At 66.1% G+C, this 12,810-nt stretch carries 11 protein-coding genes; 7 read left to right on the top strand and 4 right to left on the bottom strand.

All coding sequences use genetic code 11. The annotated features are described in order from the left end of the window. Positions 1-3: 3 nt before the first annotated feature. Both AC1DHL_RS06860 and msrA read right to left on the bottom strand, forming a co-directional pair. On the bottom strand, positions 4-309 hold the full coding sequence (locus AC1DHL_RS06860; protein ID WP_478161504.1) for an acylphosphatase: 306 nt from the start codon (positions 307-309) through the stop codon (positions 4-6). Positions 310-322: 13 nt separating this feature from the next. Continuing rightward, on the bottom strand, positions 323-874 hold the full coding sequence (gene msrA, locus AC1DHL_RS06855) for a peptide-methionine (S)-S-oxide reductase MsrA (protein WP_478097412.1): 552 nt from the start codon (positions 872-874) through the stop codon (positions 323-325). A gap of 100 nt (positions 875-974) precedes the next feature. On the opposite strand from msrA, the gene AC1DHL_RS06850 reads away from it, so the two are divergent. The 7 genes from AC1DHL_RS06850 to AC1DHL_RS06820 all read left to right on the top strand — a co-directional run bounded on the left by AC1DHL_RS06850 (position 975) and on the right by AC1DHL_RS06820 (position 9,983). Next, the gene (locus AC1DHL_RS06850) at positions 975-1,649 is read left to right on the top strand and encodes a TetR/AcrR family transcriptional regulator (RefSeq protein ID WP_478097414.1); all 675 of its coding nucleotides are present in this window, start codon (positions 975-977) and stop codon (positions 1,647-1,649) included. Beyond that, positions 1,646-2,836, top strand: a complete 1,191-nt coding sequence (locus AC1DHL_RS06845) for an efflux RND transporter periplasmic adaptor subunit (protein WP_478161502.1) — start codon at positions 1,646-1,648, stop codon at positions 2,834-2,836. The genes AC1DHL_RS06850 and AC1DHL_RS06845 overlap by 4 nt, the downstream gene beginning before the upstream one ends. A gap of 13 nt (positions 2,837-2,849) precedes the next feature. Next, positions 2,850-6,113: an efflux RND transporter permease subunit gene (locus tag AC1DHL_RS06840; protein ID WP_478161500.1), complete on the top strand. Its 3,264-nt coding sequence runs from the start codon at positions 2,850-2,852 to the stop codon at positions 6,111-6,113. Between the two features lie 20 nt (positions 6,114-6,133). Next, positions 6,134-6,820 (top strand): protein-L-isoaspartate O-methyltransferase family protein, encoded by a 687-nt coding sequence (locus AC1DHL_RS06835; protein WP_478097420.1) that lies wholly within the window; start codon positions 6,134-6,136, stop codon positions 6,818-6,820. A gap of 13 nt (positions 6,821-6,833) precedes the next feature. Next, positions 6,834-7,169 (top strand): rhodanese-like domain-containing protein, encoded by a 336-nt coding sequence (locus tag AC1DHL_RS06830; RefSeq protein ID WP_478097422.1) that lies wholly within the window; start codon positions 6,834-6,836, stop codon positions 7,167-7,169. 163 nt (positions 7,170-7,332) lie between these two features. Next, positions 7,333-8,865 (top strand): TolC family outer membrane protein, encoded by a 1,533-nt coding sequence (locus AC1DHL_RS06825; RefSeq protein ID WP_478097424.1) that lies wholly within the window; start codon positions 7,333-7,335, stop codon positions 8,863-8,865. 185 nt (positions 8,866-9,050) lie between these two features. Continuing rightward, positions 9,051-9,983 (top strand): autotransporter outer membrane beta-barrel domain-containing protein, encoded by a 933-nt coding sequence (locus tag AC1DHL_RS06820; protein ID WP_478161498.1) that lies wholly within the window; start codon positions 9,051-9,053, stop codon positions 9,981-9,983. A gap of 16 nt (positions 9,984-9,999) precedes the next feature. Here the strand turns inward: AC1DHL_RS06820 and AC1DHL_RS06815 are convergent, their stop codons facing one another. Continuing rightward, positions 10,000-11,358, bottom strand: coding sequence for a 3-deoxy-D-manno-octulosonic acid transferase (locus tag AC1DHL_RS06815; RefSeq protein WP_478097433.1), 1,359 nt, complete (start codon positions 11,356-11,358; stop codon positions 10,000-10,002). 11 nt (positions 11,359-11,369) lie between these two features. After that, positions 11,370-12,752: a phosphomannomutase/phosphoglucomutase gene (locus tag AC1DHL_RS06810; protein WP_478097435.1), complete on the bottom strand. Its 1,383-nt coding sequence runs from the start codon at positions 12,750-12,752 to the stop codon at positions 11,370-11,372. Positions 12,753-12,810: the final 58 nt, after the last annotated feature.

Genomic DNA, 12,810 nt, shown 5'->3' with positions numbered 1-12,810 from the left:
GGCTCACACGGTCGGATGGCGCTCGAATGTGTCAAGCCGATCGAAGGGCCGCGGCACGTCCTTCACGTCGATCGCGTCGACCTTCGCGCCCGGAACGCCGGTACGCAACCAGTCGCACATGTGCGCCAGTTGATTCGGCGAGCCTTGCAGCAGCACCTCGACCGAACCGTCCGACCGGTTGCGCACCCACCCCGTGACGCCGAGCGCACGCGCATGATGCACACAGGTCTCGCGATAACCGACACCCTGCACGCGGCCGTGGAGCCGGACCAACCGGCTTTCCAGTCCGCTCATGCCGTCGGAACTCATGGCCGGCCCCGGATCACGCCTTGAGATGCGCCGCGAAGGTCTTCTGGAATTTCTCGACCTTCGGCCCGACCACGAAGGCGCAATAGCCCTGGTTGGGGTTGTTCAGGAAATAGTCCTGGTGATAGGCCTCGGCGGTCGAGTAGTTGTCCAGCGGCTTCACCTCGGTCACGATGGGCGAGCGATAGGTCTTGCTCTCGGTGATCTCGCGGATCACATCCTCTGCCACCTGCTTCTGCGCATCGCTCGTGTAGTAGATGCCGCTGCGGTATTGGGTGCCGACGTCGTTGCCCTGCCGGTTGAGCGTGGTCGGGTCGTGCACGACGAAGAAGATCTCCAGGATCTCCCGCAGTGAGATCTGCGCCGGGTCGAACGCCACCTTGACCACCTCGGCATGCCCGGTGCGGCCGGTGCAGACCTGCTCGTAGCTCGGATGCATGACCTGGCCGTTGCTGTAGCCGGATTCGACATCGACCACGCCCCGCACGCGATCGAACACCGCTTCGGTGCACCAGAAGCAGCCGCCGCCCAGGACGATGGTTTCGGTTTGCGGTGACGAGTCGGTCATGGGAACTCCGGCGGGTGAAATTACCAAACCAGACATTCTGACGGCTTGACGCAAATCGGGCGCCTCACTACATTACTAACCCGCCAGTCAGTAACCCCTCATGCCCGCCCCCCGATTCCTCAGCGACAAGATCTGCCCGGTGCGCGCCAAGCGCGAGCGTCGCAAGGAAGCCCGTCCCGGCGAGTTGCTCGAAGCTGCGCTGGACCTCTTCGTCGAAAAAGGCTTCGCAGCCACGCGATCCGAAGAGGTGGCGGCCCGGGCCGGCGTCTCCAAGGGCACGCTCTTCCTTTACTTTCCGAGCAAGGAAGAGCTGTTCAAGGCCGTGGTCGTCGAGAACCTCTCCGGCCGCTTCACCGAATGGAACCGTGAGTTCGATGCCTTCGAAGGCTCCACGACCGACATGCTGCGCTATTGCATGCGCATCTGGTGGGAGCGCATCGGCTCGACCAAGGTCTCGGGCCTCGCCAAGCTCATGCTCAGCGAGGGCCGCAACTTCCCCGAACTGGCCGAGTTCTACCGCCGCGAAGTGGTCCGCCCCGGGCACGCGCTGTTGCGGCGCATCGTGCGACGCGGCGTCGACAGCGGTGAGTTCGCGCCGGTCGACGTGGACCTTGCCATCTATGCCGTCATCGCTCCGATGATGTTCCTGATGCTGTGGAAGCACTCGGCTGCCATTTGCGTCGACGGAGAATCTGAAATCGATCCCCAGAAGTACCTGGCCCTCCAGGCCGAGATCGTCCTCAACGGCCTTCGTGCGCCCAAGGCCGACGTATGAAGCGTTCCGTCAAGTGGGTCGTCGCGGCCCTGATCCTCATTCTTGTGCTCGGCGGCATCGTCCGGGCCATCGGTGCGCGCAAGGCGCATCAGGCCGCAGTCGCGGCGAGCGCGAAGCCGGCCGAGACCGTCGTGGAGCTTTCGTCGGCCGATGTGGTGCGGGCCACCCGACGCGAACTGGCCGAAGCGCTGGCCGTCTCCGGCACGCTCAAGGCGGTCGACTGGGCGGCCGTCAAGGCGCGCGTGGCCGGTGAGTTGATTGGCCTCACGGTGCGCGAAGGCGATACCGTCAAGGCGGGTCAGGTCATCGCACGCATCGATCCGATCGAATACCGTTCGCGCATGCGTCAGGTCCAGGAGCAGGCCGATTCGGCCCGCGCACAGGCCGAAGTGGCCCAGCGCACCTATGACAACAACAAGGCGCTCGTCGACCAGGGCTTCATCTCCAAGACAGCGCTGGATACCTCGCAGTCGAATCTCAATTCCGCGCTCTCCACCCATCGCGCGGCACTCGCCGCCGTGGAAGTGGCGCGCAAGTCGCTCGATGACACCGTACTCAAGAGCCCCATCACCGGGCAGGTGGCGCAGCGGCTGGCGCAGTCCGGCGAGCGCGTCGCCATCGACACGAAGGTGATCGAGGTCGTCGACCTGAGCCGCATCGAAGTCGAAGCCACGCTGGCGGCCGCCGATTCGGTGGCCGTGCGCGTGGGCCAGCGTGCGACGCTCCAGATCGAAGGCGGCAGCGCCAGCGACCCGAAAAGCGGCGAGCGCAACGTCGGCGCGACCGTGGTGCGCGTGAATCCCAGCGCGCAGGCAGGCAGCCGCAGCGTGCTCGTCTACCTGCAACTGGACCGCAGCACCGGCTTCCGTCAGGGGCTGTTCGCGCAAGGCACGATCGACGTGGGCCGCACGGAGACGCTCGCCCTGCCCTTGTCCGCCGTGCGCACCGACAAACCCACTCCCTACGTGCAGTTGGTCATCGACGGCCGCATCGCGCATCGACCGGTCGAGACCGGCCTGCGCGGCCAGGCGGACGGCCAGGCGATGGTCGCCGTGCGCGGCATCGACGATGGCGCGACAGTGATCGCGGGTAGCGTCGGCCCGCTTCGCGAAGGCACCGCGGTGCGTCTCATGCCGATCGCCTCGACCGGTCCGGTTGCGAGCGCCGCCGCGCGCTCCACCCCCTGAGCGGCGCACGCCCATGTGGTTCACCCGTGTCAGTCTGAAGAATCCCGTCTTCGCGACGATGCTGATGCTCGCGCTGGTCGTGCTCGGCGCCTTTTCGTACCAGCGCCTGCAGGTCGACCAGTTTCCGAACATCGACTTCCCGGTCGTGGTCGTGATCACCGAATACCCCGGCGCCTCGCCCGAGATCGTCGAGAGCGAAGTCACCAAGAAGGTCGAGGAAGGCGTCAACTCGATCGCCGGCATCAACGCCCTCACCTCGCGCAGCTATGAAGGCCAGTCGGTCGTCATCATCGAATTCCAGCTCTACGTCGACGGGCGCAAGGCGGCCGACGACGTGCGGGAGAAGGTCGCGTCCGTGCGGCCGTTGTTCCGCGACGAAGTGAAAGACCCGCGCGTGCAGCGCTTCGACCCGGCCTCGCGTGCGGTTTGGTCGGTGGCCGTGCTGCCAGACGGAAACAAGGACAAGCAACCCAGTGCCGTGGAGCTGACGAACTGGGCCGATCAAGTCCTCAAGAAGCGCCTCGAAAACGTCCGAGGCGTCGGCTCCGTCACGCTGGTCGGCGGCACCCGGCGCGAAATCAACATCTACCTGAATCCGCAGGCGATGGAAGCCTTCGGCGTCAGCGCCACCCAGGTGGTCGATGCGGTGCGCAACGAGAACCAGGCGCTGCCGGTCGGCTCCGTGCGCTCGCTCGAGCAGGACCGCGTCGTGCAGGTCGATGCCCGCATGGAACGCCCCGAGGACTTCGGGAAGATCATCATCATGCGCAAGGGCGGCGCACCGATCCGTGTCGAGCAGGTCGCGACCGTGAACGACGGCGCGGAGGAAATCGACAGCCTCGCCCTCTACAACGGCCAGCGCACGCTGCTGCTGTCGGTGCAGAAGGCCCAGGACGAGAACACCATCCAGGTGGTCGACGGCCTCACCAAGGCGATCGCCGAAATCCAGCCTCAACTGCCGCCGGGCGTGCGGCTCGAACCCATCGCCGATGCTTCGCGGCCGATCCGTGTCGCAGTCGAGAACGTTCGCCATACGCTGATCGAAGGCGCACTGCTCACGGTGCTGATCGTCTTCCTGTTCCTGAACTCGTGGCGCTCGACGGTCATCACCGGCCTGACATTGCCGATCGCGCTGATCGGCACCTTCTGGTTCATGGCGATGTTCGGCTTCACGATCAACATGGTCACGCTGATGGCGCTGTCGCTCTGCGTGGGCCTGCTGATCGACGACGCGATCGTGGTGCGCGAGAACATCGTGCGCCATGTGCAGATGGGCAAATCGCCTTATGCGGCTTCGCTCGACGGCACGCAGGAAATCGGCCTCGCCGTGCTCGCAACCACGCTGTCGATCGTCGCGGTGTTCCTGCCGATCGGCTTCATGGAAGGGATCATCGGCAAGTTCTTCCACGAATTCGGCATCACCATCGTCGCGGCCGTGATGATCTCGATGTTCGTGAGCTTCACGCTCGACCCGATGATGTCGAGCATCTGGCACGACCCGGCCATCAAGGCCGGGTCTCAACATGGTTCGCCGGCGATCGACCTGCACGGCCAGCGCGAAACGCCCGTCACCCTCTACGACAAGACCATCGGCCGCGTGACCGGATGGTTCGATGCCGCGACGGAACGCCTGGCCGAGGGCTACCAGGGCATCCTGCGTTGGGCGCTGGTGCACAAGCTTGCGACGCTGTTCGCGGCAGTGGGCATCTTCATTGGCAGCGTCTTCATGGTGCCCCTGCTGGGCACCGAATTCGTGCCCAAGGCCGACTTCTCCGAGACCGCCATCAACTTCTACACGCCGGTCGGCTCCTCGCTCGAAGTGACCGAGGCGAAGGCGCGGCAGGTCGAGGCCGTGCTGCGCGAGATGCCCGAGGTGCGCTACACGCTCACCACCATCAACACTGGCGACGCTCAGGGCAAGATGTACGCGAGCATCTACGTGCGGCTGGTGGACCGCAAGGCGCGCAGCCGCAGCGTCGACCAGATGTCGACGGTGCTTCGCGAACGGCTGCGTTCGGTGCCCGGCATCACGGTCACGCACGTGGGCCTGCGCGATTCCGTGGGCGGCAACAAGCCCATCGAGTTCTCTCTGCAGGGCACCGACTTCAAGGAACTCGAACGGCTCACGCAGCGTGTGATGGATGCGATCCGTCCCATTCCCGGGCTGGTCGATCTCGATTCGAGCCAGAAGCCCAACAAGCCCACGGTGAGCGTCGTGGTGCGGCGCGATGCGGCATCGGACCTCGGCCTGGGCGTGGCGCCGATCGCGGCTTCGCTGCGCACGCTGGTGGCCGGCACCACGGTCGGCAACTGGCGCGCGCCGGACGACCAGACCTACGACGTCAACGTGCGGCTCGCGCCCGAGGTGCGCAACTCGCCGGCCGACCTCGCGCGCCTGCCCTTCATCAGCACGGCCGTGGGCGCCAACGCCGACGGGTCGAGCCGCATCGTGCGGCTTCAGCAGGTGGCGGAAGTGCGCGAATCCACCGGGCCGAACCAGATCAATCGCCGCGCTCTGGCGCGCGAAGTCGCCATCAACGCCAACGTCGACGGCCGATCGGCGGGCGAGGTGTCGGCCGACATTCGCAAGGCGCTCGCGGAAATCCCCTTCCCGCCCGGCTATGGCTGGCAGTTCAGCGGCTCGACCAAGAACATGCAGGAATCGTTCGGCTACGCCGTGTCGGCGCTTGCGCTGGCGATCATCTTCATCTACATGATCCTGGCCAGCCAGTTCAAGAGCTTCCTGCAACCGCTGGCGCTCATGATGGCGCTGCCGCTGACGCTGATCGGCGTGGTGCTGGCGCTGCTCATCTTCGGCTCGACGTTGTCGATGTTCTCGATCATCGGCATCGTGATGCTGATGGGGCTGGTGACGAAGAACGCCATCCTGCTGGTGGACTTCGCGATCCGGGCGCGGGAGCCTGGCGTCGGCGACGACGGCATGCCGGTGCCGGGACTGCCGCGCTCGGAAGCGCTGCTGCTCGCCGCCCGTGTGCGGCTGCGCCCCATCCTCATGACAACACTGGCGATGATCTTCGGCATGGTGCCGCTGGCCTTCGCGATCAGCGAAGGCTCCGAGCAGCGCGCGCCGATGGGGCAAGCCGTGATCGGCGGCGTGATCACCTCGTCGCTGCTGACGCTGGTCGTGGTGCCGGTCGTCTATTGCTACATGGACGACCTCGCGAACTGGGCGCGCCGCCGCTGGAGCGGTGCTCCGAAGGCGGCACCCGCCGGGGAGCCCCAGGAGCCCGCGCCTAAAATTGAAAGTTTGTCCTGAGCCCGACCTAGGAAAAGCACATGAACCCCACCCTTTCTCTGGAGCGCCTTCGCTTCAACATGATCGAACAGCAGATCCGCCCCTGGGATGTGCTCGATCTCGAAATCCTCGACCTGCTCGCCAACGTCCGGCGCGAAGACTACGTGCCCAAGGCCCACCGCGCGCTGGCTTTCTTCGACATGGAAATCCCGCTCGAAGACGTCGGCACGCCCAAGGAACCCGGCCAATGCATGCTCTCGCCCAAGGTCGAAGCGCGCATGCTGCAGGACCTGCACATCCAGAAGCACGAGACCGTGCTCGAAATTGGCACCGGCTCCGGCTTCATGGCCGCGCTGCTGGCTCACCGTGCCGCCCAGGTGCTGACGCTCGAAATCGACCCCAAGCTGGCCGCTACCGCCGCCGAGACGCTGCGCCGCAACGGCGTGATGAACGTCGAAGTGCGTAACGCCGACGGCTCCAAGCCGCTACCGAGCGGCCCGACCTTCGACGTGATCTTGCTGAGCGGCTCGGTCGCGCGCATTCCGCAAGGCCTGCTGGGCTCCCTGAAGATGGGCGGCCGGCTCGCTGCAATCGTCGGCGACGAGCCCATGATGCGCGCCCACTTCGTCACCCGCGTCAGCGAAGGCAAGTGGGACACCATCCAGCCGTGGGACATGGTTGCGCCTCGCCTTCTCAATTTCCCGGCGCCCTCGCGCTTCAATTTCTGATCCCGGCCTTTTCATGATCGATCAAATCCGAGCGGCCGACCTTGCCGACTGGTTCGCCCAGAACCCGAATGCGATGCCGGTGGTTCTCGACGTGCGCGAGCCGTGGGAACTCCAGACCGCCAGCGTCGTGCCCAAGGGCTTCACGCTGGCGACGATTCCGATGAACGAGATCCCCGCGCGCGTCGGCGAGTTGAACGCCGGCCAGCGCATCGCCTGCCTGTGCCACCACGGCGCGCGCAGCCAGCGGGTGGCGGCCTTTCTGGTTCAGAACGGTTTTGCCGAAGTGGCGAACATCGCCGGCGGCATCGACGCCTGGTCGCAGCACGATCCCTCCGTTCCAAAGTACTGATGGCTCCCCCCCAGGTTGGCTCACTTCGTGTAGCCGCCCACCCCCTACCGGGGGCAACACCGGCGGCCCGGCTAAGCCGGTTCCGCGGTGTTTCTGGTATTGGCTGCTGGGCTCGCGACGTCAGTGCCTCGCAACCTTGCTTTTGATTTTTCAAGGACGTTTCATGCCCGTTCCCAGGCTTCTTCCTCTTTCGGCAGCGCTCGCGATGTTGTTCGCAGCGGCGATTGCACTGCCGGCTCATGGCCAGAGCCTGATCGAACTTTATGATTCCGCACGCGGCTACGACGCGACCTACCAGGGCGCGCGGGCGCAGTATGACGCGAGCCTGGCACGGGCCGCGCAGGCCAAGGCAGGCATCCTGCCGGCAGTCGGGCTTTCAGCCAGTGCCTCGGCCACCCACCAGGAACTGTCGACCGACAACCTGTCCACCACCCGCGGCTTTCCGAACCAGTCCGCCGGCATCAACGCGACGCAGCCGCTGTACCGTCCCGCCAACTGGGCCGCTTACGAGCAGAGCAAGCGGCAGGTCGACATCGCGCAGGCGACGCTCACCATCGCGGAGCAGGATCTGGTCGTGCGCGTGAGCCAGGCCTACTTCGACGTACTCTCGGCGCAGGACAGCCTGGCGCTGGTCCGCGCGCAGAAGATCGCGGTGGCCGAACAGTTCGCTTCGGCCAAGCGCAACTTCGAGGTCGGCACGTCCACCATCACTGACTCGCGCGAGGCACAGGCCCGCTACGACCTTGTGGTCGCACAGGAGATCACGGCCGAGAACGACCTGCAGGTCAGGAGGATCGCGCTCGACCAATTAGTCGGCCGCCCGGGCACCAACCCGACGCCACTGGCCGCGCCGGTGGTGCTGCCACCGCTGCTTCCCGCCGACATGAACGTCTGGGTGACGCAGGCCGAGGCCGTACATCCCGCCATCCAGCAGGCGCAGCTCGGCCTCGACGTGGCCAAGCTCGAAGTGGACAAGGCCCAGGCCGGCCACAAGCCGACGCTCGATGCGCAGCTCGGCTACAACGCCACGAACAACCCGCAAGGCACTAGCACCAGCACCAGCACCGGCCGTGTGAACGTGCGGGCAGCGAGCATCGGCGTGGTGTTCAACCTGCCGCTCTTCGCGGGCTTCGCGACCGAGAACCGCATCAAGGAAACGCTGGCGCTCGAGGAGCAGCAGCGCCAGTTCCTCGAATCGACGCGCCGCAGCGTCTCGCAGGCCACGCGTTCGGCCTTCCTGGGGCTCGTCTCGGGCGCCGGGCAGGTCAAGGCGCTCGAAGCGGCCGAGTCGTCCAGCCAGAGCGCGCTCGACGCCAACCGCCTGGGCTACCAGGTGGGCGTTCGCATCAACATCGATGTGCTGAACTCGCAGAGCCAGCTCTTCCAGACCAAGCGCGACCTCGCCGTCGCGCGCTACAACGTGCTGGTGGGTAACCTCAGGCTGCGGCAGGCCAACGGCACACTGACGTCGGACGACCTGGTGGCCGTCAACAACACGCTCGCGACCAACGGCCGCGCGACGGTCGACAGCGCCGCCTCGCCCGACCAGCCTTCCGCGGCAACAGTGAGCCCGGTGCCCGTCGAACCCACGCCGAGCTTGACCGCACCGCCCACGTTGTCGCCGCCGGTCAATTCGCAGCCGCCGACGATGCCTGTGCCGCCACCGCCGCCGGTGATCGCACCGCCGACGCGCTAGCCTTCGGATCCGATGCTCGACGAATTCGAGCCGATGTTCGACGTCGTGACACCGTGACGAAAATCGCTAATCGTCGTTTGCAGGCAACGCCTCAAACCCTCACAATCGACGCACAATAGGTTACGGGCCTTCCGTTCTCCACGGCTTTCCTGAGTCATCGGATCGGTCCAGAAGGAGGTTCGGCCGTGCGTAGTGCATCTCCTGTGTTGGCGGGCGCATCGACCGCGCGGCGCATCCCTCGGCTGGCCGTCGCGGCGGCAGTGTGCGCCGGCAGCATCGGCGCCTATGCGCAATGCTCCTCGTCGGGATTCGGCGCGGCCGCCCAGTGCGCCTCGCGGAACCCCAGCAATTTCGACACCGATCCCAGAGCTGGCACCGCCCCAGCCGCGGCCGACGCCGCGCAATGGTCGCTCTTCAGTGGCACCGACCGCCTCCACCTCGGCGCCACGGCCAGCAGCGACAGCTCGCGCCCCGATTCGAGCGGGATCGGCAACCTGTTCCAGCCGCGCGGTGACACGCCGAGCGGCAGCATGGGCATCTACAGCACCTGGTACCAGGACGATCGAACCCGGCAAGGCTGGTACGCCGACGTACGGGGACAGTACGCATGGTCGGACAACCGGGCGGCCCCTCTGTCTCTGGCCGGCACGGACGGCCAGTCCCGCGTCGGCATAGCGTCCGCCGAGCTCGGCTACGCGATACCGCTGGGCGACACAAGCGGCTGGACACTCCGGCCGCAAGGCCAGTTGATCTACCTGCGCAACAACAACTACAACCTCCTGGACACTGACTTTTCCAACATAGAGACGAGCAAGCGCGCCGGTTGGATGTCGAGGATAGGGATTCGGGTGCAACCGAACTGGGTCCAGACCTCTGGCTGGCGCTTCCGCCCCTATGCCGCCATGAACTGGTGGCACGATGACTTGGGCGACGAGGTGTTGGTCAACCAGATGACGACCTATCCAAACAATCGCTACGAGCTCAAGGCCGGCGTCAACGTCGACTTCAAGCAGGGACTCGGTGCGTGGGGCGACCTGGGGTGGCAGTGGAACACTCAGTCGTCGTCCCAGCCGTATCAAGCCTGGACCGTGCGCGCCGGCATGAAGTACGCCTGGTAGGTCGTCAAGGCCGCAATCATTCGAGGTGAGGCTCGGCGCGCTCTTCCGGAACTGTCGGCGACGCCCGTTCGGCGATGTCGAGCAATGCCGCTGCCGTGCGCTCAGCCGCGCCGCGATTCGATGAAGCGAATGCGAGCGCAGCCTGTGCCATCGCCTCACGACGCTCGGGTTTCTCGACCAACTTGAGCGCAGCCGTCACGGCGTGCTCCATGTCGGCCACTCGCGCGGAAGCGCCGGCGGCCAGCGAGAGTTCCGCCGCTTCTGCGAAGTTGAAGGTCGACGGCCCCATGATGACCGGGCAACCGCAGGCCGCCGCCTCGATCAGGTTCTGCCCCCCCAACGGCTCGAAGCTGCCGCCCAGCAACGCCACGTCGGCCAGGCCGTAGTAGAGCGCCATTTCCCCGAGCGAATCGCCGAGCCAGATCTCGGCCTCGGTCGGCGCGCCGGCAGCGCTGCGCCGCGCGACAGCGAATCCGTTCGACTCGATCAGCGCGGCCACTTCGTCGAAACGCTGCGGATGGCGCGGCACGATCATCCATTGCACGTCGTGCACGCGCTTGGCGATCGACTTGACGGCGTCCTGCGCAGGAGGCACCGGTGCCAGTGCGCCGAAACGCTTGAGCACGTCGAGCAGTTGCTGCTCCTCGCCATCGCGCGAACTCGCGAAGATGACCACGGGCCGAGGGAGTTGCGTACGCAGCTTGGCCGCTGCGGCGAGTTGCCGCGCGTCCGGCGTGGCGTCGAACTTCAAGTTTCCGAAAACGCCCGCGACCTTGGCGCCCAGCGACACCAGCCGGTGCGAATCGGCTTCCGTTTGCGCCCACACGGCCGCCAGCGAGGAGTACGCAGGCCGCGCAAGCCAGCCGAAGCGTTCGGCCCCGGCCAGCGACTTCTCGTTGAGCCGTGCGTTGGCCAGCACCAGCGGAATCCCGCGCTCGGCGCAGGCGGCGGTCATCTCGGGCCAGACTTCGGTTTCCATCAGCACGCCGATGCGGGGACGGAAGCGATCGAGAAAGCGTGCGACCGGCTCCGGCGCGTCCCAGGGCTGCCACACCTGGAGGTCCCCAGGCTCCAGCAGCTTGGCGCCCTCCTCGCGGCCGGTGGCGGTGCCGTTGGTCAGCAGGATCGGAATGCCGGGCAATTGCCGGCGAAGTTCTTCGATGAGGATGCCGGCCGCGCGCGCCTCGCCCAGCGACACGGCATGGATCCAGCACCAGCCCATTCCGTTGGCGGCATCGTCGTAGTGACCGAAGCGCTCTTCGACGGCCAGCGCGTAGCCAGGCTCGGCCGCGGCACGCCGGCGGAGCTTGCGGCGCACCAACGGCTTGGCCAGCGTAGTGACGGCGCCGTAGAGGCGCAACAGCAAGGAACGCACGCTTCGCGGATTCAGTGCGCGGCTTCGGCCAGCGTCGCGTCCGGCTTCACGCTCTTGAGCAGCGTGAGCATTTCGCTTTCGATGCGCTTGAGCGCCGCATCGGTCTGGCCTTCGAAGCGCAACACGAGCACGGGCGTGGTGTTGGAGGCACGGATGAGTCCGAAACCATCAGGCCAGTCGACGCGCAAGCCGTCGATGGTCGACACCTTGGCCGGCGCGTCGAAGGTCGCCGTCTTGACGAGTTGATCGACCACCACATGCGGCTCGCCTTCGGCGCATTTCACATTGAGTTCGGGCGTCGAGAAGCTGGTCGGCAATGCGTTGAGCACATCGCTCGCGTTCGGGCTCTTGCTCAGGATCTCGAGCAGGCGGCAGCCGGCATACGTGCCGTCGTCGAAGCCGAACCAGCGCTCCTTGAAGAAGATGTGGCCGCTCATCTCGCCGCCGAGGGGCGAATCGATCTCCTTCATCTTGGCCTTGATGAGCGAATGGCCCGTCTTGAAGATCATCGGCTTGCCGCCCGCTGCCTCGATGGCCGGCGCAAGACGCTGCGAGCACTTGACGTCGAACACGATGGTCCCGCCCGGCACGCGCGACAGCACGTCCTGCGCGAAAAGTGCCATCTGCCGATCGGGAAAGATGTTGTTGCCGTCCTTGGTGACAATGCCCAGGCGATCGCCATCGCCGTCGAAGGCCAGTCCCAGTTCGGCGTCACCGGCCTTCAGCGCGGCGATGAGATCCCGGAGGTTCTCGGGCTTGCTGGGATCGGGATGGTGATTGGGGAAGTTGCCGTCGACCTCGCTGAAGAGTTCGGTCACTTCGCAGCCGATCGCGCGCAGGATCGCCGGGGCCGACGCGCCCGCGATGCCGTTGCCCGAATCGACCACGATCTTGAGCGGACGCTCGAGCTTGATGTCGCCGGTGATGCGCTTCGTGTAGGCCTCGGTCACGTCGACCTTGCGCACGCTGCCGCCGTGCGCGAGCTTCGCGCTGTCGGCTTCCATCACCTTGCGCAGGCCCTGGATCTCGTCGCCGTAGATCGCGCGTCCGGCGAGCACCATCTTGAAGCCGTTGTAGTCCTTCGGGTTGTGGCTGCCGGTCACCTGGATGCCGCTGGTGCACAACGTATGGGCCGCGAAGTAGAGCATCGGCGTCGTGACGGCGCCGACATCGATCACCTCGACACCGGTGGCGACCAATCCCTTGATGAGGGCCTCCGACAGCGAAGGGCCGGAGAGGCGCCCGTCACGTCCGACCGCCACCGCCTTCTCCCCGGCTGCGCGCGCTGCGCTGCCGAAGGCCTTGCCGAGCGCCTCGGCGACTTCCGGGTCGAGCGTGGAGGGAACCACGCCGCGGATGTCGTAGGCCTTGAAGATCGATGCGCTGATCTGCATGAAAGCAACCCCTGGAAGTTCGAAAATTGAACACGATTGTAGGCATGGCCTTTCGAAG

The sequence above is a fragment of the Variovorax sp. 10L426 genome (assembly GCF_056395305.1).
The sequence above is the reverse complement of the archived record's forward strand: the minus strand, read 5'-3'. Positions and strand labels throughout refer to the sequence as shown.